We start from the raw sequence: 23244 nt of genomic DNA, 5'->3' as shown, positions 1-23244 counted from the left end.
GGGGCGGGGTTGTTTGGTCTGCCCGACAGGGATCGAACCTGTGACCCACAGCTTAGAAGGCTGTTGCTCTATCCAACTGAGCTACGGGCAGATGCAAGAAACAAAAAAGGCCCTGAGGGGCCTTTTTCATGGGTGAGTTCCAGAGAACTTTTTTGCTTGGAAACCCTGAAGCAAACCTTGAGGGTAATGGTCGGAGCGGCGGGATTCGAACTCGCGACCCTCTGCTCCCAAAGCAGATGCGCTACCAGGCTGCGCTACGCTCCGACAAAGAATATTCTAACCGTCAAACCGATGGTTTTATGGCTGAGTGGAAAAAAGTCTGGCGCCACTTTTCAGCGTTTTTTGTATTGACCAGCACCAAACAGGGCTTGTCGGGCTTTGTCGTCAGTCAAAGGCTTCCGTGCATCGGCCAGCACCAGCAAGGCTTTTTGAATGGCAGGGCGTTCACCCATGCGGTCGAACCAGGCTTTCAGGTTCGGGTAGTCTGACCAGTCGATACCCTGGTTTTGCCAACTGCGCAGCCAAGGGAAGATGGCCATATCGGCTATCGAGTAGTCTCCCCCCGCGATCCATTTTTTCCCCTTGATCTGTTGGTCCAGCACGCCGTAAAGCCGCTTGGCTTCGTTGGTGTAACGGTTGACGGCGTAGTCGATTTTTTCGGGGGCGTAAATGCGGAAATGATGGGCTTGGCCCAGCATGGGGCCGAGTCCGCCCATCTGGAACATGAGCCATTGCAGTACCTCATATTTGGCGCGGTCGGAGTCAGGCAGAAAACGACCGGTTTTCGCAGCCAGGTAAAGCATGATCGCCCCCGACTCGAAGAGTGAAATCGGTTGGCCGTCCGGGCCTTCTGAATCGACCAGTGCCGGAATCTTGTTGTTGGGACTTATTTTGAGAAACTTCGGCTTGAACTGATCGCCTTGTCCGATGTTGACGGCATGCACCTTGTACGGCAGGCCGCATTCCTCAAGGAGGATGTGGATTTTGTGACCGTTGGGGGTGGGCCAGGTGTACAGATCGATCATGGCGTGTGTCTCTAGGGCTGGGTGGCAGATATTCTAACAAAACGGCCTGCATTGTGCAGGCCGTTTTTCGGGGCATCGGGCTTCAGCTGCCGCGTGTGATGGGCATATTGAGCTCGCCCGGCAAGGCCAGTTGCTTGGCCAGCTCCAGTTTGGCCAGCGAGTTGCGGTGCACTTCGTCCGGGCCATCTGCCAGACGCAAGGTGCGCTGGTGGGCGTAAGCATAGGCCAACGGGAAGTCTTGCGAAACGCCGCCACCGCCATGCGCCTGGATGGCCCAGTCGATGATCTGGCAGGCCATGTTGGGGGCCACGATCTTGATCATGGCAATCTCGGCCTTGGCCACTTTGTTGCCCGCGGTGTCCATCATGTAGGCTGCTTTGAGGGTCAGCAAACGGGCTTGTTCGATCATGCAGCGCGACTCGGCGATGCGCTCTTGCCAGACTGTTTGGCGAGCCACTTCACGGCCAAAAGCCACACGGGTGTTGAGGCGATGGCACATCAGCTCCAGCGCGCGCTCAGCGATGCCGATGGTGCGCATGCAATGGTGAATGCGGCCAGGGCCAAGGCGACCTTGTGCAATTTCAAAGCCACGGCCTTCGCCGAGCAATATGTTTTCGGCTGGAACCCGCACATTCTTGAGCAGAACTTCCATATGGCCGTGCGGGGCATCGTCGTAGCCAAACACGGACAGAGCACGAACCACGGTAATGCCAGGCGCATTGGCGGGCACAACGATCATGGATTGCTGCTCGTGGCGACCGGCATCGGGGTTGGTTTTGCCCATCACGATGTACACGGCGCAGCGTGGGTCACCAGCGCCGGACGACCACCACTTGCGGCCGTTGATCACGTAGTCATTGCCGTCGCGACGGATCTCGCACTCGATATTGGTAGCGTCTGACGAGGCCACATCGGGTTCGGTCATCAGGAAGGCCGAACGGATTTCGCCACGAAGAAGCGGCTCCAGCCACTCGTCTTTCAAGGATTCGCTGGCATAACGCTCGAGGGTTTCCATGTTGCCGGTGTCGGGCGCAGAGCAGTTGAAAATTTCTGCTGCAAACGGGACGCGGCCCATGATTTCGCAAAGGGGTGCGTATTCGAGGTTGGACAATCCCTGGGGCGCACGCGTGGACTTGGGCAAAAACAGGTTCCAAAGCCCGGCGGCTCTGGCCTTGGGTTTGAGCTCTTCGACAATTTTGGTCGGGACCCAGGCGTTGCCTTTGGCGCGGTTTTCGGCAATTTCCTCGAAAAACCTGGCTTCGTTGGGATAAATGTGTTCTTCCATGAAAGCCAGCAAGCGGGCCTGCATGTCTTTGACCTTGGGGGTGTATTCAAAATCCATGGTCTGTCTCCTTGAGTTGAGGGTGAAATTCGTTGAGGGAAAAAGGGCTCAGGCTTTGCAGGCAAAGCGCCAGGCCAGTTCGGCCATGGGCCTGGCACCAGAGCCTGATGTTTTCGCCTGCTCACTGGACGCCGTGCCGTCTTCGACACGTTTGGCGATGCCTTGCAAAATGGCCGCAATGCGGAACATGTTGTAGGCGAGGTAAAAGTTCCAATCTTTGGCCAATGCCTCGGGTGTGGTGAAGCCTGTGCGTTCGCAATAGCGGGCGATGTATTGCGCTTCGGATGGAATACCCAAAGCGGCCAGGTCCAGCCCCCCGATGCCCCGGAACGTGCCGGGGCTGATGTGCCAGGCCATGCAGTGGTAGCTGAAGTCCGCCAGCGGGTGCCCCAGGGTGGACAACTCCCAGTCGAGAACGGCCAGCACGCGTGCTTCGGTCGGGTGGAACATGAGGTTGTCCAAGCGGTAGTCGCCATGGACGATGCTCACCAAAGAATCGTCTTTGGCACTGTCGGGAATGTTTTGCGGCAGCCACGAGATCAGCTGGTCCATCTCCGGGATCGGTTGAGTCATGGAGGCGACATATTGCTTGCTCCAGCGGCCGATTTGGCGTTCGATGTAATTGCCGGGTTTGCCGAAACTGGCCAGGCCGCATTCTGCAAAATTGACCTTGTGCAATGCGGACAGAACACGGTTCATCTCGTCGTAGATGGCGCCGCGCTCTGCTTGGCTCATACCGGGCAAGGATTGGTCCCAAAGGACGCGACCTTGCACAAATTCCATCAAGTAAAAGGCTCGGCCAATGATGGACTCGTCTTCGCACAACACATGCATCTCGGCCACAGGCACGTCGGTGCCATGCAGGCCCTTCATGACGGCAAACTCGCGCTCGATGGCATGTGCCGAAGGCAGAAGTTTGGCCACCGGACCGGGCTTGGCCCGCATCACGTATTGGCGCGATGGGGTGATCAGCTTGTAGGTCGGGTTGGATTGTCCGCCCTTGAACATTTCCACGCTCAAGGGGCCGAGGAACCCGGGAAGTCTGCCGCTGAGCCAGTTTTCAAGCGCAGAAATGTCGAAGGCGTGGGTGCCGGTGACAGGCCGGGTTCCCACGAAATGGTCAAAAGCACTCATGGGGTCACCCGAAGGATTTCTGAGGCCGCTGTGGTCAGCGGTGATGGATATGAGGAGAAGCGCGTCAGTGGTCTGCGTTCACGATAAGAAGCAGCGAATCGCGGTCCAGAACCACCAGACCACCGGGTTCGATGCGGATGATTTGTTCGCGCTCCATTTGCTTGAGTTCCTGATTGACCCGCTGCCGCGAAGCCCCCAGCAGTTGAGCCAACTCTTCTTGCGCCAGCTGCAGGCTGATGCGTATTGCTTTGGCATCCGACAAACTCGGCACGCCATAACTTCGCAACAAATGGTTCAGCTGTTTGGCCAGTCGCGCACGCAAGGGCAGCGTGTTGAGGTCTTCCACCAAGCCGTAAAGCTGACGAATTCGCCGGGACTGCAGGCGCAGCATGGCTTCGTAAAACTCGACATGCTGGGACAGGATTTTCTTGAAGTCGGCCTTGGCCACATTCAAGGTGGTGGTGTCGCCGTGTGCATAACAATCGTGCGTTCGCCGGTCTCCGTCGAAGATCGAGACATCGCCGAACCAGATGCCTGGTTCCACGTAGGTCAGCGTGATCTGTTTGCCCGATACCGAGGTCGAGCTCACGCGCACTGCGCCCTTGGCACAGGCGATCCACTGCTCGGGTGGATCTCCCCGTGCAGCGAGCATATCGCCGTCCTTGTGACGTTTGACGTAAGCGCATCGAAGTATGTCGTGACGAAGTGAAGGTGAAAGGGTTGAGAACCAGCGACCACCATTGATCGCCTCTCTTTCCTCCATTGTCAGAATCGGTTCGTCCATGCTCTGTCCTTTGAGTGACTGGTGATTGGATTTTTGTCGCCTGGGGGACCAGTCGACTTATTCGTATTCGGGTTTTTGCTTGTTCAAAAACGCGGCAATGCCAATGCCAGCGTTGTTGTGGTGCAGGTTTTTGACAAATTGATCGCGCTCACGGGCCAGCTGGGCATTCAGGGTGCTGCCATCGGCGTCCGACAACAATTCCTTGATGCTGGCCAGTGCGTTGGGGGCTCGGGCGTTCAATTGCTTACATAACTGCAATGCTTGCTGCAGAGCCTGTCCTGCATCGGCCAAGCGGTTGACCACGCCCAGCTGCTGCAAACGCTCTCCGCCGATGCGCTCACCACACATCAGCAGTTCGGTCGCCAGCTGGCGAGGTAATGCCCGCGACAAGCTCCAGCTGCCGCCACCATCGGGTGACAGGGCGATGCCGCTGTAGGCCATGACGAACACGCTGTTGCGCGCGGCCACGATCATGTCGCACGCCAACGCGAGCGAAAAACCGGCCCCTGCCGCAGGCCCTTCCACGGCGGCGACCACCGGCTTGGGAAAGGTGCGGATCGCTTCGATCCAGTTGTGCAGGCCTTCAATGCTTTGCGCCTGGTGATCAGGGGGCAGTTGACGGTTGTTTTGCAAACGCTGCAAATTGCCACCTGCGCTGAAAATGCTGTTCGCCCCGGTGATGACCACGCTGCGTACATCCAGGCTGGACTCGGCCACGCTCAGGGCTTCGACCCCAGCGGCGTACATCTCGGGCCCCAGGGCGTTGCGAAATTCGGGGTTGCTGAGGGTCAGGATCAGGGTCTGGCCTTCGCTGGTGCTGAGCAGTTGTGCAGTCATTTATTTAATCAGTTGGGGACAGAGCTGAAGATCTGTCCCACAAAGTCATCAATTCGGGACAGAGCTGAAGATCTGTCCCACAAAGTCATCAATTCGGGACAGCGCAAAAGATCTGACCCGCAAAATCATCATTCTTCGGTGTGCATCAAGGACAAGCAGATGGCGCCACGGCGACGCAACCAAGGGCTTGGGCGATAGCGCATGTCACCGTAGACGGTTTGCAGGTTGAACAGGACTTCGAGCACGTTGGTTGGGCCATAGTGGTTGCCCATGGCCAATGGGCCGAGCGGGTAGGCCAGGCCAAGGGTGACTGCAGTTTCCAGGTCCTCTGGTGAGCAAATCCGTTGCTGGCACATATCGGATGCGATGTTGACGATGGTGGCCACCACGCGTTGTGTGACAAAGCCACCGCTGTCCCGGATCACTGAGACGGCTTTGCCGTCGCGGGCAAACAGGGCATGTGCGGCATCGCGCATGTCGGTTCGGGTGGCTGGATTGGTGGCCAGCACGCGACGCTTGGTGGCCGCATCGTCAATCAGCATGTCGATGCCCACGGTGCGTGCCGGGTCCAAGCGTTCGACCACGGCCACGGTGGTGATGTCAAAGCCCAACGGGGCGACGATGGTGAGCGCATGGGGGGAGGGCGATGCACCGCTTTCGATGTTGGCACCCAAGTCCTTGAGCAGTTGCAGCAGTTCCATGCGGCGTGCAGCGCGCGGTGAGACCCATACAGGCGGCATGTCGTCCACCACGGGTACTGGTGGCTCGGCAGGCAGTTGGGCCACGCCATCGGTGTATTTGTAGAAGCCCTCGCCGACTTTTTTGCCCACGACACCGCCTGCCAGGCGTTGCGCGGTGATCACGTTGGGACGGTAGCGCGGCTCTTCGTAATACTGGTGGTAAATGGCTTCGATCACATGGTGCGAAACATCCAGTGCCGTCAGGTCAAACAGCTCGAAAGGGCCAAGTCTGAAGCCGACCTGATCGCGCAGAATGCGGTCGATGGTGGCGAAATCGGCAATGCCTTCGCTCACGATGCGCAGGGCTTCCGTGCCATAGCCGCGACCGGCATGGTTGACGATAAAACCCGGCGTGTCTTGCGCCTGTACAGGCGTGTGGCCCATCTGGCGGGCAAATTCCGACAAACGCTGGCAAACAGCGGCATCGGTTTTGAGACCGGCAATGACCTCGACCACTTTCATCAAGGGCACAGGGTTGAAGAAGTGGTATCCCGCAAATTGTCCTGGGCGCTTCAATGCCGCAGCAATAGCGGTCACCGACAGGGAGGATGTGTTGGTGACCAGCACCGCTGTGGGGGCCAGGATTTTTTCCAGGTCTGTGAACAGACTTTTCTTGATGTCGAGCTTTTCCACAATGGCTTCGACCACCAATTCACAGTCAGCCAAGTCTTGCAGGCTGGTAGCAGCCAATAAACGGCTTTTGTATCCGGCCACAGCCTCGGCAGTCAATCGGCCTTTTTCCTGCAACTTGTCCCATTGCTGGAACACGGCATCACGCGCTTTCTGGATGGCTTCAGCCTGTGTGTCGAACAACCAGACCTGGCTACCCGCCTGGGCTGCAATTTGGGCGATGCCCCGGCCCATGGCGCCAGCGCCAATGATGGCCACTTTGGAAAATGCGAGAGTCATAGTGCTTCAAACGAATGGGGAATGAATGGCAAGTCAACCAACCAGTGCAGGATTGGCTTTGGCTGGTCTAACAGCACCTCGCCCCTGAAAGATAAACCGAGATTATCGCCTCAGTTCGTGCGTCCAAGGGCGTGCCGACTAGAGGCGAGTCCCGCAGTCTCAGTGCTTGTTTGTGGGAGTGATGTGGTTATGGCGGTGCATAACGCTGAGGGCTGTGTGCACTCTCAGCGCCGAACCTGCAGGGCGCCCGGATTGACGATGTTGGTGGGGGTTCCTTTGATGAAGTTCACCACGTTGTCAAAAGCAGCACCAAAGTAAAGTTCGTAACTGTTCTTTTCGACGTACCCGATGTGGGGTGTGCAGATGCAGTTTTCCAGACGCAGCAGCGCAGAGCCTTGCAAAATGGGTTCAGATTCGAACACGTCAATGGCTGCTAAACCGGGCCGGCCACGGTTCAGGGCGCCAATCAAGGCATTGGGCTCGATCAATTCAGCGCGGGACGTGTTCACGAAAAGCGCGGAAGGCTTCATGCGGCCCAAGTCTTCGCCGGTGACGATGCCCCGGGTGGTGTCGCTGAAGCGCAAATGAAGCGACAAAACGTCGGATTGCTCAAAAAATGAGGCGCGGCTGGTCGCCGATCGGTAGCCACTTTGGCTGGCTTTGGTGCGGGATTCATCGCTGCCCCAAACCACGACATCCATGCCAAAGGCTTTGCCGTATCCTGCCACCAGCTGCCCAATTTTTCCGAACCCCCAGATGCCCAGAGTTTTGCCATGGAGGACCGTGCCCAAGCCAAAGTTGGTGGGCATGGAGCCCGCCTTCAGTCCTGACTGCTGCCAAGCACCATGCTTGAGGTTGCCAATGTACTGCGGCAGCCGCCTCACAGAAGCCATGATCAAGGCCCAGGTCAGTTCAGCAGGCGCTATGGGCGATCCAATGCCCTCTGCAACAGCGACACCACGTTCTGTGCAGGCCGCCAAGTCGATGTGACTGCCAATTCGGCCCGTTTGGGCAATCAGTTTCAAGCGAGGGAGTTTTTCGATCACCGCGCGCGTCAGATGGGTGCGCTCCCGGATCAAAACGATGATGTCGGCGTCCTTCAGACGCACGGACAACTGGCCAATACCTTTTACTGTATTGGTATAAACCTTAGCCGGAAAATTCTCGAGTTTGGCAGCGCAATCAAGTTTACGCACGGCGTCTTGGTAGTCGTCAAGGATCACAATGTTCATCCCTCCATTGTGCCTTGGCGCGGCGACCAAGCCGGGTCGCCGGGGCTGCATTTCAGATCAAATTCGGACTTGGGCGGCTTCAAGTGCCGCCAGACGGTCCAGTTCAGCGCAGACATCGGCCATGCGGCCTGAAATGACCATGCGCCCGGCCCCTTGGGTGCGTTGACCGTTTTCGCTGACACGCAAGACCCGCAGGGCGGGCTTGGCAGAAGCAGACTGGAAACGATGCGGCGGGGTGATGGTTTTTTGACCCAAGGCTGCGCAAGCTGGCCTGCGCGTAGCCCAGACTGGGCGCAAATAGGCGTTGGAGCGTTGCGGTTTCGGGACCGGGGTCAATGTGCGAGTGGCACGGGTGAAGCCTTGAAAAAGACCTGAAAGAGCAAGCAGAGCGATTCCCATGTGAAACCTTTCAAAAGCATGGAGGTTGGACACAGACAGGATTGCTGAAAAGGCTTGTTGCATCAGGGCTGCCAAAAATGATTCCGTCAGCGCCCGCCACCTGTTGCAACAAGCAGGTGCGTTACATCAAGAGCGTGTTGCGGATCAGTCCCACGGCCAGGCCTTCGATGTCAAAAGGCTCATCGGGGTTGACCACAATGGTCTGGTAGTCGGGGTTTTCGGGCAGCAATTCGATGCCGGTGGCTGTTTTGCGAAGGCGTTTGACGGTGACTTCATCACCGAGTCGGGCCACAACGATTTGACCGTTGCGAACTTCTTTGGTGGATTTCACGGCCAGCAGGTCACCATCCATGATGCCCGCATCGCGCATGGACATGCCACGAACGCGCAGCAGATAGTCGGGTTGCTCGGTGAACAAGGTGCTTTCGACCTGGTAGGTCCGATCCACGTGTTCCTGCGCCAAAATAGGTGAGCCTGCGGCAACGCGCCCAATTAGGGGCAGGCTCAATTGGCCCAAGCCTGGAAGGGTGAGGCTGAACAAGTCAGACGGGGCGCGCAGACTGCTGCGGTGGCTGCCTTTGAGCCGGATGCCACGGGAGGTGCCGCTGACCAGTTCGATCGCGCCTTTGCGTGCCAGGGCTTTGAGGTGCTCTTCGGCGGCGTTGGCTGACTTGAACCCCAGCACTTTGGCAATTTCGGCACGTGTGGGTGGCGCGCCGGTATTGGCAATGGTGTTCTGGATCAGTTCCAGAATTTCTTGCTGTCGGGCGGTGAGTTTGGGGCTGTCGGTCATGAGGGTTTCCTTGAAAAGGATGGATGAACTGTTTTTTCATCCAGTGACTGTATTTTTAACCAGTTTTTTGGGTTGCGCAAGGGTTTTAAATGAAAGAAGTTGAAAAAATAGTGGTTTTGGGCACAGGTGGCACGATTGCTGGGACGGCTGCTCAGGCTTCAGACCATGTGGGCTACTCCTCTGCACAGCTGGGCGTAGAGCAACTGCTGGCGGTGCTGCCCGGCTTGCCTCAGATGTTGTCCGGCCGAAGCCTGGTGGTCGAACAGGTGGCCCAACTGGACAGCAAGGACATGGACTTAGCTACTTGGCAGAAGCTGGCTGATCGGTGTTCGCATTGGCTATTACAGCCGGATGTGCACAGTGTGGTGGTGACCCATGGCACTGACACACTTGAGGAAACCGCCTGGTTTTTGCAAACGGTTTTGCAGCCTGCCAAATCCTTGGTCCTGACCTGCGCCATGCGCCCAGCCACGGCCCTCGTCGCCGATGGGCCACAGAATTTGATGGACGCCTTGGCCGCGGCGGGTGGTGCCCCCCGCGCAGGGACTTGGGTGGTGTGTGCAGGAAATATTCACAGTGCCAGGCAGGTGCAAAAGGTGCACCCTTACCGCTTGGATGCGTTCAGTTCCGGTGACGCAGGTCCTGTGGGTTGGGTTGAAGACGGGCGGGTGCGCTGGTCTGAATGGACTGAAGCGCCGAGGCTGGGGGCCTCATGTCTTGACCTGGTCCTTCAAACACCGATTGAGCAATGGCCCTGGGTCGAGGTGGTGCTGAGCCATGCATGCGCCAGTCGCCGTACGGTGGATGCGTTGGTGCAATCCGGCGTGCTGGGTTTGGTGGTCGCGGGCACGGGGAATGGCACGGTACATGTGGCGCTGGAATCTGGATTGCAGGACGCTGAAAAGCAAGGTGTTCAGGTGCGCCTGAGCACGCGCTGCACGATGGGTCAGATCGTGGGCTCTTCCACGCGTTGGCAGGATGTTGGCGGGCTCAGCCCGGTCAAGGCGCGCATCAGCCTGATGCTCAGCTTGATGAGCGCTCAGGGCGGGCTGCTGAATCCGGGGTGATGGATGTGGGCTTCAGGGGCTGATCAGTCAGCCAGGGCTGCAAAAGCGCGGGTGGTGATGTCTTCCACGCTGCCTGTTCCGCTGATGGCACGGTACTTGGGGGCAGAGGCCGCATCGGCTTTTGCCCAGTTGGCGTAGTAATCCACCAAGGGGCGGGTCTGGGCGCTGTAAACATCCAGGCGCTTTTTCACGGTTTCTTCTTGGTCGTCTGCGCGCTGTACCAAGGGCTCGCCGGTCAGGTCGTCCGCGCCTTCCACTTTGGGTGGGTTGAACTTGACATGGTAGGTGCGGCCCGAAGCGGGGTGCGAGCGGCGACCACTCATGCGCTCGATGATGGCGTCAAAAGGCACATCGATTTCGAGCACGTAGTCGAGCTTGACACCTGCGGCCTTCATGGCATCGGCTTGGGGGATGGTGCGCGGAAAACCGTCAAACAAGAAACCGTTGGCGCAATCGGCCTGTGCAATCCGCTCTTTGACCAGGTTGATGATCAGGTCATCGCTGACCAGGCCACCCGATTCCATCACGGCTTTGGCTTGCAGACCCAGCGGTGTGCCAGCTTTGACGGCGGCACGCAGCATGTCACCGGTAGAGATTTGAGGGATGTTGTATTTCTGGCAAATGAACGTGGCTTGTGTGCCCTTGCCGGCACCAGGTGCGCCCAACAAAATCAGTCTCATGTGTAGGTCCTTATCGTTTGAATTCGTTTCAGTCAGACAGGCCTGACGATTGCTTTTGAGATTATCACGCCAGCCTCAAAGTTGGCTTACGGTGTAAACCCCGGTTCTCAGCTCAGCAGTTGACGCACGCGTTCCAGGTCTTCAAGCATGTCCACACCCGGTCCGGGCACCTCGGTGGTCACATGAACGGCAATGCGGTGGCCATGCCACAAGGCGCGCAACTGTTCCAGGGACTCCATCCTTTCGATGGGCGCTGGCGGCAAGCCGGGGAACATTGCCAAAAAACCGACCCGGTAGCCATAAATGCCGATGTGGCGCAGCGGGGCGGGCGTGGGCAAGGCCGTCAAGCCCGAGGCCGTCTGGCCATCTCGCCAACATGGAATGGGTGCACGGCTGAAATAAAGCGCCATTTGGCGAGCGTCCGTTACCACCTTGACGACATTGGGATTGCAAAAATCGGCCACCGAGTCGATGGGGTGGGCCGCCGTGCTCATGCTGGCTTCGGGACGCTCGGTCAGCAAACGCGCCACTTCATTGATGAGCGCTGGCAGCATCAAGGGCTCGTCCCCTTGCACATTGACCACCACCGCGTCGTCGGCCAAGCCCAGCAATTGGCAGGCTTCGGCCAGCCGGTCGCTGCCGCTGACATGGTCTTGCCGGGTCAAAAGGGCTTGAATGCCGTGGTCCTTGCAGGCTTGCACAATGCGCGCGTCATCGGCAGCCACCACCACCAGGCTGGCTTGCGACTGCATGGCGCGTTGCGCCACGCGCACCACCATGGGCAGTCCGGCAATGTCGGCCAGGGGCTTGTTGGGCAGGCGGCTCGAGGCCATGCGCGCCGGAATCACCACGGTGAAGCCTGGCGGCTTTGTGGACAGGGTCATGGGGTAGGCCTTAGAGGGCTGGTCGCAGGGCCGCGAGTTTGTCGATTTCCTCGTCGGTCAAGGTGCGGGCTTCGTTTTCCAGCAGGATGGGAATACCGTTGCGCACCGGATAAGCCAGGCGTGCGCTGCGCGACAGCAGTTCTTGGTGTTCCCGGTCGAAGTCGAGCGGGCCTTTGGTGACTGGGCAAACCAGCAATTCAAGCAATTTGGTGTCCATGCCGCCCATGATACCGGGCCCAAAAAAACTGTGGGTTTGCTGACCAGCCGCCTTCTGGGTCAGTGAGTCAGCAGCTGCCTGATCCGAGTGTCCAGTGCGGTCCAGAAGCTACTTTCTGGCGTGATGACCAAGGGCACGGCCAGGGCGCCTGGTTCGTGGGGCCAGAGTTTGGCCGCGTCTTTTTCGGAGCACAACCAGATGCCACCGGGTCTTCGATGGGTTTTTCCCTCTGATGTTGCAGCGGGCCAATCCTGGTAATCGTGGTGGTCCGGCAGGGCGGTGGTGCTCGCCAAAGTCAGGCCCGATTGGCGCAGCATCTCGAAAAATGCTTCTGGACGCGCCAACCCTGCAACCGCGTGCAAAGGCTGATTTTTCAGTGAGATCAGCGGCACAAGCCGGCCATCAGCGCTCACGGCGTGGTCAGCCAGTTGCCGCGTGGCGCGATAGCCCTCGACAGGGCCTGCGCCAGAACCTGACCCGGTTGGGCTTGTGATCAGCACCCAGTCGACCGGGCGTGGCCAAGGCTCGCGCAAGGGACCCGCGGGCAGCAACCAACCATTTCCAATGCCGCGCTCGTCCATCACGCAAATTTCGAGGTCGCGCGCCAAGGCCAGATGCTGCAAGCCATCGTCGCAAATCAGGATTTGCACATCGGGATGCGCCTGCAGCAAGCCAATCGCCGCATCGGCTCTGGCCGGGGCCACCCAAACCGGCACGCCGGTGGCTTGGTGAATCAGCAAGGGCTCGTCCCCCACATCCCGGGCTTGGCTGCCGTTCACCACGGCGCGGACGTCCCGGGTCTGGCGGCCGTGGCCGCGCGAGATCACGCCAACGCAAAACCCCTTGGCCAGCAAGTGTTTGGCCAAGGCGATGGTGACCGGTGTCTTGCCAGCGCCGCCCGCCACCACGTTGCCCACCACGATCACCAGGGCTGGAACGCGTCGGGTTTTGAAGAGGCCTTTGGCATAGGCCATGCGCCGCACGACCATGAGGACACCATAGACCGCTGCCAGCGGGCGCAAGGCCCAGGCGAGCGGGCCGCGCTGCAGCCAGACCTGCGGCAAGTGTTGGTGAAGCCAGAAGGTCAACCGCATGCGGGTCAAAAGCCAGGGGCTTGGGCTGCCTGAGCAGCAAAGGTGATTTTGGACAAGCCACTGCGGCGTGCCGCCTCCATGGCATTGACCACGCTTTGGTGCGCAGCCGATGCGTCCGCACTGATGACCAGCATCGTGTCTTGGTGGGCCAGCGGGGTCAGTACTGCCACCAGCGCAGCGACCGAACTGCCGCCGAGCGGAGATTTGTTGATGGCATATTCACCGCGTGAAGTGATCGTCAGGACGATTTGTAGAGGACGCTGGCTGGAGGCTGTGGCATCGGCCACAGGCAGATTCAGATGGATCTCGGTCAGGCGCGACCAGGTGGTGGTCAGCATCAAGAAAATCAGCACGACCAACAACACATCGATGAACGGGACCAGATTGATCTCGGGTTCCGGGGTCGGGGTTCTGGGTCTGAAGTTCACGTTCAAGCTTTAACCGTGTGGGTTGCGCATACGGAGCAGATGCCGGGCAAAGGCCTCGGCAGCGACTTCCATGGCCAGTACATGGCGGTCCACCGTGGCGCGGAAGTAGCGCCAAAACATCAGCGAAGGGATGGCCACGATCAAGCCGAATGCCGTGTTGTACAGCGCCACGGATATGCCTTGCGCCAATAAGGCCGGCTGGTTATTGGCTGCCGTATGGGCTCCGAAAATGTCGATCATGCCGACCACGGTCCCCAGCAAACCCAGCAAAGGGGCGGCGGATGCGATGGTTGCCAAGCTTGGCAAGTAGCGCTCCAGTTGCTGAGCGGACAGGCGACCTGCCATCTGCATGCTGGATTGGATATCTTCGCTGGAGGCTTGAGGGTTTTCTTGCAAACAGCGCAGTCCGCTGGCCAGAACCGGGCCCATGGCCCCCGCCTGTTCCAGAGTCTGGATCATCTCTTGTGCGTGCAAGCCGCGCTGAGTGGCCTCGATGGTTTGCTTGAGGATGTTGGCGGGCATGACCCTGGCGTCTTGCAACTGAACCCAGCGCTCCAGGATCAAAGCCAAAGCCACAATGGAACACAGGATCAAGGGCCAGATGGGCCAACCTGCGGCTTGTATGATGGACAGCAAGGAAACACCTTCCAGTTTTCGGTATTGAACGTGGTTGATTATCGGTGAATGCCGAGAGCCAACGAAGTGCATGGACCTGAGGCACGAAAACGCCACGAATTTCTGTGGATAACTTTGTGAAGAACTTGGGCCTCTTCGCTGTTTCGCATACTCAAGTATTTAAAATTGTCTCAAAATTTCAGCGGTCATTTTTAAAATCATTAATAAAATCAATGGCTTGGAGGTTTCTTTAATGGTTCGGTGTCGACCGTTGACCGCAAACCCCGGTGGGCTTGGCTTGTGGAGTACTCACCCGCCCCTGGTTTGGGTTTGACGCCAGAAAACCTCTTGAAACGCTGATAAAACCTCTCCCCGATGCACGCCAATGACGATTTGAAGCCCCGCGCCTGGACAGTTTCTGCCTTGTGCCGCGCCGTGGCAGACACGTTGGACGCCCAATTCAACCCGGTCACCGTTCGTGGGGAAATTTCCGGTTTTTCGCGTGCTGCCAGCGGCCATTGCTATTTTTCAATCAAGGACGATACCGGGCAAATACGCTGCGCCATGTTTCGCAGGGCGGCCGCCTTGATGGACTTTGCCCCCCGTGATGGCGAATTGGTGGAAGTGCGCGGGCGCTTGGGCGTGTACGAAGCGCGGGGCGACTTGCAAATGGTGGTTGAGTCGATGGAGCGTGCAGGGCAAGGCGCGCTGTTTGAGCAGTTTTTGCGCCTCAAGGCCAAACTCGAGGCCGAAGGCTTGTTTGACCCTGCCCACAAACGTGCGTTGCCTGCCCAGCCCAGAGCCATCGGCGTGGTCACTTCGCTGGGCGCAGCCGCTTGGCACGATGTGGTCACGGCCTTGCAGCGGCGCGTACCCCATATTCCTGTGCTCATGGTGCCCGCCCTGGTGCAAGGCGCCGGGGCTGCCGCCACGCTGGTTCAGGCCTTGCAAAACATGTATGCCCTCACGGCAGAAGACAACCCGCTCAGCCCGCCCGTAGACGTGATTTTGCTGGTTCGAGGTGGCGGGTCGATGGAAGACTTGTGGTCTTTCAACGACGAAACACTCGCCCGTTGCATCGCGCAAAGCCCCGTGCCTCTCATTTGCGGACTGGGCCACGAAACCGACTTCACCATCGCCGATTTTGTGGCCGATGTGCGCGCCCCCACGCCCACCGCCGCCGCAGAGATGGCAGCGACAGACCGGGGTGTTGGCCTCGAAGCCCTGTCCGTGCTGGAAGATCGGCTGGCCCGGGGTTTGCAACGCCAACAAGACCGGCAAGCTCAGTGCCTAGACAGCGTGGCTGCGCGGTTGGGTGTCGGCCTGGCCCGTCAGCAAGACCTTCAGAACCAGCGGCTGAGTGCCGTTGCCGCCCGCCTGAGCCGCCCACAAGCCATGCTGGGTCAGCACAGCCAGTGGTTAGACCGGCTGGCGAATGGTCTGCAAACGGGTGTTCAAAACCGACTGACCGAGGCGGGGCACAGGCTGGAACGTCTGGGTGACCGTCTGAGCTTCAACCAAGGCCAGCAGGTGCAGCAACGCGCTCAACGTTTAGAGCGGGCCGCCTTGCGCTTGTCGTCGGTCGACCCGCACCGTGTGTTGGAGCGGGGGTATGCCTGGCTCAGCGATGAGCGTGGCCAAGCACTGACCCATGCGGCCCAGTTTCAACCAGGCCAGTCGGTCCGGGCGACCTTGGCCGACGGGGATGTGCCGATGACGGTCAAGGGCTGAGCAGGCCCATATGGGCTGGGGCCTGGGCACCTCATGAGGGCGTATCCAAAATCGGTTCCCAGGCCCCAGCCCATGACGGTGGTGGGTGGCTTGGACCTGGTGCTTGTGTTTTTTCAGTGACCTGCTGCGCCAAAGGGCGATCGCTCAACCCCTAAAATGCAGCGCTGAACCTTCAACTTGCAACAACAAAAGGACACCCTCATGGAACACACCTTGCCCGCACTGCCTTACGCGATCGACGCTTTGGCCCCTCACTACAGCCAGGAAACCCTGGAGTTTCACCACGGCAAGCACCACAACGCGTATGTGGTGAACCTGAACAACCTGCAAAAAGGCACGGAATTCGAGAGCCTGACGCTTGAAGAGATCATCAAGAAGTCCAGCGGTGGTGTTTACAACAACTCTGCCCAAATCTGGAACCACACCTTCTTTTGGAATTGCATGAAGCCGAACGGTGGTGGCGAGCCCACTGGCGCTTTGGCCACAGCCATCAACGCCAAGTTCGGCAGCTACGCTGCATTCAAGGAAGCCTTCGTCAAGAGCGCTGTGGGCAATTTCGGCTCTGGCTGGACATGGCTGGTCAAGAAAGCCGACGGTTCGGTTGACATCGTCAACATGGGCGCCGCTGGCACCCCGCTGACCACTGGCGACACAGCCTTGCTGACCGTCGACGTCTGGGAACACGCCTATTACATCGACTACCGCAACATGCGTCCCAAGTTTGTCGAGACTTTCCTCGACAAGCTGGTGAACTGGTCGTTCGCCGAGAAAAACTTCGGCTGATCGAAGCTTTACCCCATTCAAAAAGCCCGCTGATGCGGGCTTTTTGTTTTATGGCCGCCATGAGAATGAGTGCCGAGGGTGCGGATCAATGAGCAGCCTCGTACAGCTCTTTCTTGATCCGAATGGGAGCCTGTTTGCTTTTCTTGAAAGCTGAGCATGGGCTGGGGCCGGGCATCGATTTTGGGTACCCCCTCATGAGGTGCCCGGCCCCAGCCCATGCTCAGCGGTGCCAGCAGCACCAAGCATCCACAGCAAATAAGCTGGTTCCGCGAATCAGCGAATCATCGAATCATCATCCCGCCATCCGCCACGATGGTTTGGCCCGTCACGTACTGGCCTGCCGGGCTGGCCAAAAACACCGCGATGCCGCCGATGTCGTCCGGCTCGCCCATGCGGCGCAAAGGGGCCTGGCTGTTGTACTTGGCGCTCAATACCGGGTCTTCGTGCAGCGCCTTGGCAAAGTCGGTCTTGATGAGACCTGGAGCGATGCAATTGACCCGAATATTGTCCGGGCCCCATTCCACCGCCAGGTTGCGCGCCAGCTGCATGTCGGCCGCTTTGGACAGGTTGTAGGCCCCAATCACCGCCGAGCCGTGCAGCCCGCCGATCGACGACACCAACACAATCGCCCCGTTTTTTTGGGCTTTCATGTCCGGGTAGACCATGTTGCACAGCCAGGTGTTGGACAACACGTTGTTGCGCATGACTTTGTCGAACACCTCGTCGCTCATGCCCGTGGTCGGGCCGTAGTAGGGGTTGGTCGCCGCGTTGCAGACCAGGATGTCGATGCCACCCCAGGCCGCATGGGTCTGGGCAATCAGGGCCTCAAGCTGCGCCTTGTTGGAGATGCTGGCGGCTATGGCCATCGCCTCACCCCCTTCGGCCTGGATCTCCTTGAGCACCGCCTCGCAGGCATCCAGGTTGCGGCTGGACACCACCACCTTCGCGCCCGCTTTGGCCAGCTGGTTCGCGATGGAGCGGCCAATGCCCCGGCTGGAGCCGGTCACGATGGCCACTTGGCCTTTCAGATTGAACAAGGACATGATGAAGCCTCCTGATTGAATGTGTCTGGCAGTCTGCCCGAGGCCGTTACAGGGGCCTGTCCTGCGGGCGTCAGGCAGGCGGCATCGCGGGGAGGGGATGGGTCACAATCGTTCCGAACGAATGAAACCGTGAGGTGTGTGTGGAAGAAGTGGATGCAGTGGTGATCGGGGCCGGCGTGATCGGCTTGGCCGTAGGGCGTGCGCTGGCGCTGGCAGGCCGCGAGGTGATGGTGCTTGAATCGGAAAACGGCATCGGCACCGGCACCAGTTCGCGCAACAGCGAGGTGATTCACGCGGGCATTTATTACCCTGCAGGCTCGCTCAAGGCGCGTTTGTGCGTGCAAGGCAAAGCACTGCTTTACGCCTATTGCGCCGAGCGCGGCGTGGGGCACCAGCGTCTGGGCAAGCTGATTGTGGCCACCAGCCCGAGTCAAGTCAAAGCCTTGGACGGCATCATCGCCAAGGCGGGGGCCAACGGCGTGCAGGACCTGCAAAAACTTACCAGTGCACAGGCGCGCGCCCTGGAGCCTGCACTGGTTTGCGAGGCTGCGCTGTTGTCGCCCAGCACGGGCGTGGTGGACAGCCACGGCCTGATGCTGAGCCTGCAAGGGGATCTGGAAAACGCTGGCGGTTTGCTGGCGCTGGTCTCGCCGGTGCAGCACATCGGCCTGAAGCAAGGCACCGCCACGCACCCAATCCGCGTGACCACTCAAGACGGCACCGAGCTGGCTTGCAAGGTGCTGGTCAACGCCGCAGGCCTGAGCGCCGTGGCGCTGGCTGGGCGCATGGACGGGCTGGACAAAAGCGGGCTGCCTCAAGCGCATTGCGCCAAAGGCAATTACTTCACGCTGGCGGTCAAGGCCCCTTTTTCGCGCCTCATTTACCCCGTGCCCGAAAAAGCCGGGCTGGGTGTGCACCTCACGCTCGACCTGGGCGGTCAAGCCAAGTTCGGCCCGGATGTGCAGTGGGTCAGCGACCCGGCAGATTTGCAAGTGGACCCGCGCCGGGGTGACGCCTTTTATGCCGAGGTGCGCCGCTATTGGCCCGGCTTGCCGGATGGGGCGCTGCAGCCTGGTTATGCGGGCATGCGCCCCAAAATCAGCGGGCCAGACGAGGCCGCAGCCGACTTCATGATCCAAGGGCCCGCAGACCACGGTGTGCCCGGCTTGGTCAATTTGCTGGGCATCGAATCGCCGGGACTGACCAGTTCGCTGGCCATTGCGGCCCATGTCAACCACCTGCTCCAAGAGAATGTCTGATGCATCCCTTTGATGAAGCCATGACCTTGCAGGCCACAGCCCCTGGCCATTACGCCGGCGCCACCCACCCCGCCTTCGCCAACATGGTGGGGCCTTTTGGTGGCACAACGGCAGCGCAGTTGCTCAATGCGGCGCTGCAGCACCCGGACAAACTGGGACAGCCGATTGCCTTGACGGTGAATTTTGCAGCGCCGGTGCAAGACGGCCCCATTGCGTTCGTGGCGCGTGCCGTGCGCACCAACCGGTCTACCCAGCACTGGGCGATTGAAGCCAGCCAGGGTGACTCGGTGGTGGCGATGGCCACGGCTGTTTTTGCCGAAAGGCGCAGCACCTGGTCGGACACCGAGGCTGTGCCCCCGCAAGACATGCCGCCCGCCGAGGCTTTGCAACGGATGATGCCCGGCCCCGGTATGCCCGCATGGCCGCAACGCTATGACATGCGCTTTGCGCAAGGCGAATTCCCCGACAAGTTCGACGAGCAGGAGCAGCCGCATTCACGTTCGAATTTGTGGGTACGCGACGAGCCCGTGCGACCGCTGGATTTCGCCTCACTGGCTGCCATCAGCGACAGCTTTTTCCCGCGCATTTACATCCGCCGTCGCCGCCGCGCCTTGATCGGCACCATTTCGATGACCACCTATTTCCATGCAGACCAAGACATGCTGTCGGGCGTTGGCACCGCCCATGTGATGGCCACGGCCCGTGCTCTCAACTACCGCAACGGCTACTTTGACCAAAGCGGTGAACTCTGGAGCGCCGAGGGCCAGTTGCTGGCCAGCACCCACCAGGTGGTTTATTACAAAGAGTGAGCGCTTCAGCGCTTCATTTGCTGCAGCGCGCTCGCCACTTCGGTCACCAATGCCGGGCCTTTGTAGATGAGGCCCGTGTAAATCTGCACCACGTCGGCACCCGCCTCGATTTTTGCAATGGCATCGTGGCCGCTCAGGATGCCGCCCACACCGATGATGGGAAAGTCTTTGCCCAAGGCGGCACGCAGCAATCGGATCACACGGTTGCTGCCTTCCAGCACGGGCGCACCCGACAGGCCGCCCATTTCTTCGGCGTGCAAAAGGCCGCTGACGGCATCGCGGGCCAGCGTGGTGTTGGTGGCGATCACGCCGTCCATGCCATGTTTTTGCAGCGTTGCAGCGATGACGCTCACCTGGGTTTCGTCCAGATCGGGTGCGATTTTCAGGAACATCGGCACATGGCGGCCGTGCTCGGCCGCCAGCGTCTCGCGCCGTGCCACCAGGGCACCTAAAAGGCCATCGAGCGCTTCGTCACTTTGCAGGGCGCGCAGGTTCTTGGTGTTGGGGCTGGAGATGTTCACTGTCACGTAATCGGCATGGGGGTACACGCCTGCAAGCGCGATCAAATAATCATCGGTGGCGTTTTCAATCGGGGTGGCAGCGTTCTTGCCGATGTTCAGGCCCAGCAAGCGACCGTTTTGGCGAAACTTCGAGCGCTTGACGTTGGCAACGAAGGCATCCAGCCCGTCGTTGTTGAAGCCCAGGCGGTTGATGAGGGCTTGCGCTTCGGGCAAGCGAAACATGCGCGGCTTGGGGTTGCCCGGCTGCGCCTTGGGCGTGACAGTGCCCACTTCGACAAAACCAAAGCCCATGGCGCCCAGACCGTCAATGCAGCGTGCGTTTTTGTCCAGCCCGGCCGCCAGGCCGACACGGTTAGGAAATTGCAGGCCTGCCAGCGTGATGGGCTGGGCCACAAATGGCTGGCGGTAAGCACGGTCCAGCGGGGTGTTTTGGGTCCGGGCAAGGCCCTCAATCGTCAGGTCGTGGGCCGCTTCGGGGTCCATCTTGAACAAAAACGAGCGGGCGAGAGCGTAAGGGATCAGGGACATTGGATAATTCCGGCCTGTAAGGGATGTCTAGGGGGCTTTGAAAAGGGTTGCCCTGATTGTCTCAAACCCCACAGCCCTTTCATTTTTTCACCCCCCATACGCCCACATGACACAAGACGAACTCAAAGCCCTGGTGGGCCAAGCTGCCCTGCAATACGTTGTACCCGGCGAAATCGTCGGCGTGGGAACCGGCTCCACGGTCAACAAATTCATCGACGCGCTGGCCACCATGAAAGACCAGATCAAGGGCGCGGTGTCCAGCTCCGAGGCCTCAACGGCAAGGCTGAAGGCCCTGGGCATTGCGGTGTTTGAGTGCAACGAAGTCGACAGCCTGTCGGTCTACATCGATGGCGCCGACGAGATCGACCACCAGGGCCACATGGTCAAGGGTGGAGGTGCGGCGCTGACCCGCGAAAAAATCGTGGCGGCCCAGTCCAGGCAGTTTGTGTGCATTGCCGATGAAAGCAAACTGGTCGACGTGCTGGGGGCCTTTCCGTTGCCAGTGGAGGTGATCCCGATGGCGACAGCCCGTGTGATGCGCCAGTTTGCAGCCATCGGTGGCACCGCTGCCGTGCGTCTCAAAGACGGCCAGCCCTTGGTGACCGACAACGGTCAATACATCGTGGACGTGAAGGGCCTGAAGATCACCGACCCGGTGGCCTTTGAAACCGACGTCAGCCAGTGGCCCGGCGTGGTCACTGTGGGGGTTTTTGCCCGCCAGAAGGCGCAAGTCTGTTTGCTGGGCACCTCCCAAGGGGTCAAGACCTTGACTTTTTAAAGTCAGCCAAGCCGCTTGCGCAATTCGGTCTTGAGCACTTTGCCGTAGTTGTTCTTGGGCAGACTGGCCACGATCTCATAACGTTTGGGGCGCTTGAAGCGGGCAATCTCTTGCAGGCAGAGGGCGTCGAGCGTGGCGGTGTCGAGTTCATGGCCGGTTTGCGGCACCACAAAGGCCACCACCACTTCTCCCCATTCCGGATCTGGCGCACCTACCACGGCCACTTCGGCCACGCCCGGTGCGTGCAGCAGCACTTCCTCGATTTCACGGGGGTAGATGTTGGAGCCACCGCTGATGATCATGTCTTTGCTGCGGTCTTTCAGGGTCAAAAACCCGTCCGCGTCCAGGCAGCCCATGTCACCTGTGAAAAGCCAATCTTTCTGAATGGCGCTGGCCGTGGCTTCGGGGTTGCGCCAATACCCGGCCATGACGCTGTCACCCTGGATCAGCACTTCACCCACTTCGCCCGTTGGCAAGTCTTGTCCATGTGCGTCGGTCACCCGGATGCGCACGGGGGTTTGGGCCACACCGACCGAGGCCAACCGCTCCAGGTGGCGCGGGTGGGCTGTATCTTGCAGGTGGTGCCGTGACAGGGCCGTACCCACCATGGGGCTTTCGCCCTGGCCGTAAATTTGTACAAAGCATGGCCCCATCACGCGCAGCGCCCGTTGTATGTCGGCGGCATACATGGGTGCACCGCCGTAGACCACGGTCTTGAACGTCTGGCTGCAAGTCTGCATTGAAAGACCTGCGGCCTCGGCATGATCGACCAGCCGCTTGACGATGGTGGGTGCTGCAAACATCGACAGCGGCCCGACTTGTTCACCCAGCGCAAACAGCTCTGCCGGATCAAACCCACCCGAAGGTGGCACCATGTGCCGGGCCCCCGCCATGAGGTGGGGAATGGCGTAAATGCCTGCACCGTGTGACATGGGGGCAGCGTAGGCGATGGTGTCTTGCGGGCTGATGGCGTCCACATCGCAGAAATAGGCCAGCCCCATGGTCATGAGGTTGCGGTGGGTGATCATCACGCCCTTGGGCCGTCCGGTGGTGCCACTGGTGTAAAACAGCCAGGCCAGGTCGTCGGCATGGCGTTCTGCAATGGGGGTTTCACACCCGGCTTGATAACCCTTTGCCGGCAGAAACCACAAGGCATCGGCTTCGGCGCTGTCCAGGTCGACGAGGCGCTCCAGCCCGGTGAGCTTGTCATCGGTTTTGCTGGTGATGTCGGCGGTCACGAAAGCCCAGCGGGCCTGGGCGTTGTCCATGATCCATTGGGCTTCACGCAGGTGCAGTTTGGCGTTGATGGGCACCACCGCCAGCCCGGCCCACCAGGCGGCAAAAATCACTTCCAGTGTGCGTACATGGTTGCGCATGAACAGAGCTACCCGGTCGCCCGGCTGCAGTCCCGCAGCCTGAAACTGGCGGGCCAGGTGCTGGCAGCGCTGTGCCCACTGGCCATGCGTGGCCACCAACTGCGTGCCGTTCAGGATGGCTGGGCGCTCTGGGTCGATGCTGGCTTGTCTTTGCAACAAATGGGCGAGGTTCAATGGGGGTTCCTGTCATTGGGTTGACCATTGTGGGCTTGAAGCGGCTGAGCAGACTGTCTCGC

Annotated in this window: 24 protein-coding genes and 2 tRNA genes; 6 read left to right on the top strand and 20 right to left on the bottom strand. The window is 59.7% G+C overall.

Annotated elements, in window-relative coordinates; translation table 11 throughout:
* Positions 1-14: 14 nt before the first annotated feature.
* The 11 genes from B9Z45_RS07660 to lexA form a co-directional block, all read right to left on the bottom strand.
* A tRNA-Arg gene (locus B9Z45_RS07660) sits at positions 15-91 on the bottom strand.
* Positions 92-187: 96 nt separating this feature from the next.
* Positions 188-264: transfer RNA gene (locus tag B9Z45_RS07655), tRNA-Pro, on the bottom strand.
* 68 nt (positions 265-332) lie between these two features.
* The gene (locus B9Z45_RS07650; RefSeq protein ID WP_108406633.1) at positions 333-1025 is read right to left on the bottom strand and encodes a glutathione binding-like protein; all 693 of its coding nucleotides are present in this window, start codon (positions 1023-1025) and stop codon (positions 333-335) included.
* Positions 1026-1107: 82 nt separating this feature from the next.
* Complete coding sequence (locus B9Z45_RS07645) at positions 1108-2367, bottom strand: acyl-CoA dehydrogenase family protein (RefSeq protein WP_108406632.1); 1260 nt, start codon at positions 2365-2367, stop codon at positions 1108-1110.
* Between the two features lie 48 nt (positions 2368-2415).
* Positions 2416-3501, bottom strand: a complete 1086-nt coding sequence (locus B9Z45_RS07640; RefSeq protein ID WP_108406631.1) for a phosphotransferase — start codon at positions 3499-3501, stop codon at positions 2416-2418.
* Between the two features lie 64 nt (positions 3502-3565).
* Positions 3566-4285 carry a Crp/Fnr family transcriptional regulator gene (locus tag B9Z45_RS07635; RefSeq protein WP_108406630.1) on the bottom strand — a complete coding sequence of 240 codons (720 nt, stop codon included), beginning with the start codon at positions 4283-4285 and terminating at the stop codon, positions 3566-3568.
* A 57-nt stretch (positions 4286-4342) separates the two neighbouring features.
* On the bottom strand, positions 4343-5122 hold the full coding sequence (locus B9Z45_RS07630) for an oxepin-CoA hydrolase, alternative type (protein WP_108406629.1): 780 nt from the start codon (positions 5120-5122) through the stop codon (positions 4343-4345).
* Between the two features lie 128 nt (positions 5123-5250).
* Complete coding sequence (locus tag B9Z45_RS07625) at positions 5251-6771, bottom strand: 3-hydroxyacyl-CoA dehydrogenase (protein WP_108406628.1); 1521 nt, start codon at positions 6769-6771, stop codon at positions 5251-5253.
* A gap of 224 nt (positions 6772-6995) precedes the next feature.
* Positions 6996-8003, bottom strand: a complete 1008-nt coding sequence (locus B9Z45_RS07620) for a D-2-hydroxyacid dehydrogenase family protein (protein ID WP_108406627.1) — start codon at positions 8001-8003, stop codon at positions 6996-6998.
* Positions 8004-8060: 57 nt separating this feature from the next.
* Positions 8061-8402: a hypothetical protein gene (locus tag B9Z45_RS07615; RefSeq protein ID WP_108406689.1), complete on the bottom strand. Its 342-nt coding sequence runs from the start codon at positions 8400-8402 to the stop codon at positions 8061-8063.
* Positions 8403-8523: 121 nt separating this feature from the next.
* Positions 8524-9195: a transcriptional repressor LexA gene (gene lexA / locus B9Z45_RS07610; RefSeq protein ID WP_108406626.1), complete on the bottom strand. Its 672-nt coding sequence runs from the start codon at positions 9193-9195 to the stop codon at positions 8524-8526.
* 89 nt (positions 9196-9284) lie between these two features.
* Between lexA and B9Z45_RS07605 the strand changes: the two genes are divergently transcribed.
* A complete protein-coding gene (locus B9Z45_RS07605) occupies positions 9285-10262 on the top strand; it encodes an asparaginase (RefSeq protein ID WP_108406625.1) in 978 nt (325 codons plus the stop codon).
* A 23-nt stretch (positions 10263-10285) separates the two neighbouring features.
* Here the strand turns inward: B9Z45_RS07605 and adk are convergent, their stop codons facing one another.
* The 6 genes from adk to B9Z45_RS07575 form a co-directional block, all read right to left on the bottom strand.
* Positions 10286-10942 (bottom strand): adenylate kinase, encoded by a 657-nt coding sequence (adk, locus tag B9Z45_RS07600; protein WP_108406624.1) that lies wholly within the window; start codon positions 10940-10942, stop codon positions 10286-10288.
* Positions 10943-11049: 107 nt separating this feature from the next.
* Complete coding sequence (gene kdsB / locus B9Z45_RS07595; RefSeq protein ID WP_108406623.1) at positions 11050-11826, bottom strand: 3-deoxy-manno-octulosonate cytidylyltransferase; 777 nt, start codon at positions 11824-11826, stop codon at positions 11050-11052.
* 10 nt (positions 11827-11836) lie between these two features.
* Positions 11837-12043 (bottom strand): Trm112 family protein, encoded by a 207-nt coding sequence (locus B9Z45_RS07590; RefSeq protein WP_108406688.1) that lies wholly within the window; start codon positions 12041-12043, stop codon positions 11837-11839.
* Positions 12044-12102: 59 nt separating this feature from the next.
* Complete coding sequence (lpxK, locus tag B9Z45_RS07585) at positions 12103-13137, bottom strand: tetraacyldisaccharide 4'-kinase (RefSeq protein ID WP_108406622.1); 1035 nt, start codon at positions 13135-13137, stop codon at positions 12103-12105.
* 5 nt (positions 13138-13142) lie between these two features.
* Positions 13143-13565, bottom strand: a complete 423-nt coding sequence (locus B9Z45_RS07580) for a biopolymer transporter ExbD (protein WP_108406621.1) — start codon at positions 13563-13565, stop codon at positions 13143-13145.
* 9 nt (positions 13566-13574) lie between these two features.
* A complete protein-coding gene (locus B9Z45_RS07575; RefSeq protein WP_108406687.1) occupies positions 13575-14201 on the bottom strand; it encodes a MotA/TolQ/ExbB proton channel family protein in 627 nt (208 codons plus the stop codon).
* A gap of 354 nt (positions 14202-14555) precedes the next feature.
* On the opposite strand from B9Z45_RS07575, the gene xseA reads away from it, so the two are divergent.
* Both xseA and B9Z45_RS17345 read left to right on the top strand, forming a co-directional pair.
* A complete protein-coding gene (gene xseA / locus B9Z45_RS17350) occupies positions 14556-15911 on the top strand; it encodes an exodeoxyribonuclease VII large subunit (RefSeq protein WP_233252121.1) in 1356 nt (451 codons plus the stop codon).
* A gap of 201 nt (positions 15912-16112) precedes the next feature.
* A complete protein-coding gene (locus B9Z45_RS17345; RefSeq protein ID WP_233252120.1) occupies positions 16113-16694 on the top strand; it encodes a superoxide dismutase in 582 nt (193 codons plus the stop codon).
* A 281-nt stretch (positions 16695-16975) separates the two neighbouring features.
* Here the strand turns inward: B9Z45_RS17345 and B9Z45_RS07565 are convergent, their stop codons facing one another.
* Positions 16976-17737, bottom strand: coding sequence for an SDR family NAD(P)-dependent oxidoreductase (locus B9Z45_RS07565; protein WP_108406620.1), 762 nt, complete (start codon positions 17735-17737; stop codon positions 16976-16978).
* Positions 17738-17877: 140 nt separating this feature from the next.
* On the opposite strand from B9Z45_RS07565, the gene B9Z45_RS07560 reads away from it, so the two are divergent.
* Positions 17878-18996: an NAD(P)/FAD-dependent oxidoreductase gene (locus B9Z45_RS07560; RefSeq protein WP_108406619.1), complete on the top strand. Its 1119-nt coding sequence runs from the start codon at positions 17878-17880 to the stop codon at positions 18994-18996.
* Positions 18996-19805, top strand: coding sequence for an acyl-CoA thioesterase II (locus B9Z45_RS07555; protein ID WP_108406618.1), 810 nt, complete (start codon positions 18996-18998; stop codon positions 19803-19805). Before B9Z45_RS07560 ends, B9Z45_RS07555 begins: the two co-directional genes overlap by 1 nt.
* 5 nt (positions 19806-19810) lie before the next feature.
* Here B9Z45_RS07555 and B9Z45_RS07550 read toward each other — a convergent pair whose 3' ends face one another.
* Complete coding sequence (locus tag B9Z45_RS07550) at positions 19811-20854, bottom strand: quinone-dependent dihydroorotate dehydrogenase (RefSeq protein ID WP_108406617.1); 1044 nt, start codon at positions 20852-20854, stop codon at positions 19811-19813.
* Between the two features lie 106 nt (positions 20855-20960).
* On the opposite strand from B9Z45_RS07550, the gene rpiA reads away from it, so the two are divergent.
* Entirely contained in the window at positions 20961-21632 is a 672-nt protein-coding gene (gene rpiA, locus B9Z45_RS07545) for a ribose-5-phosphate isomerase RpiA (RefSeq protein ID WP_108406616.1), read from the top strand.
* Between the two features lie 2 nt (positions 21633-21634).
* Here rpiA and B9Z45_RS07540 read toward each other — a convergent pair whose 3' ends face one another.
* Positions 21635-23182 carry an AMP-binding protein gene (locus B9Z45_RS07540; protein WP_108406615.1) on the bottom strand — a complete coding sequence of 516 codons (1548 nt, stop codon included), beginning with the start codon at positions 23180-23182 and terminating at the stop codon, positions 21635-21637.
* Positions 23183-23244 lie beyond the last annotated feature (62 nt).

This window comes from Limnohabitans sp. 2KL-17 (assembly GCF_003063415.1).
Taxonomy (GTDB): Bacteria; Pseudomonadota; Gammaproteobacteria; order Burkholderiales; family Burkholderiaceae_C; genus Limnohabitans_A.
The sequence above is the reverse complement of the archived record's forward strand: the minus strand, read 5'-3'. Positions and strand labels throughout refer to the sequence as shown.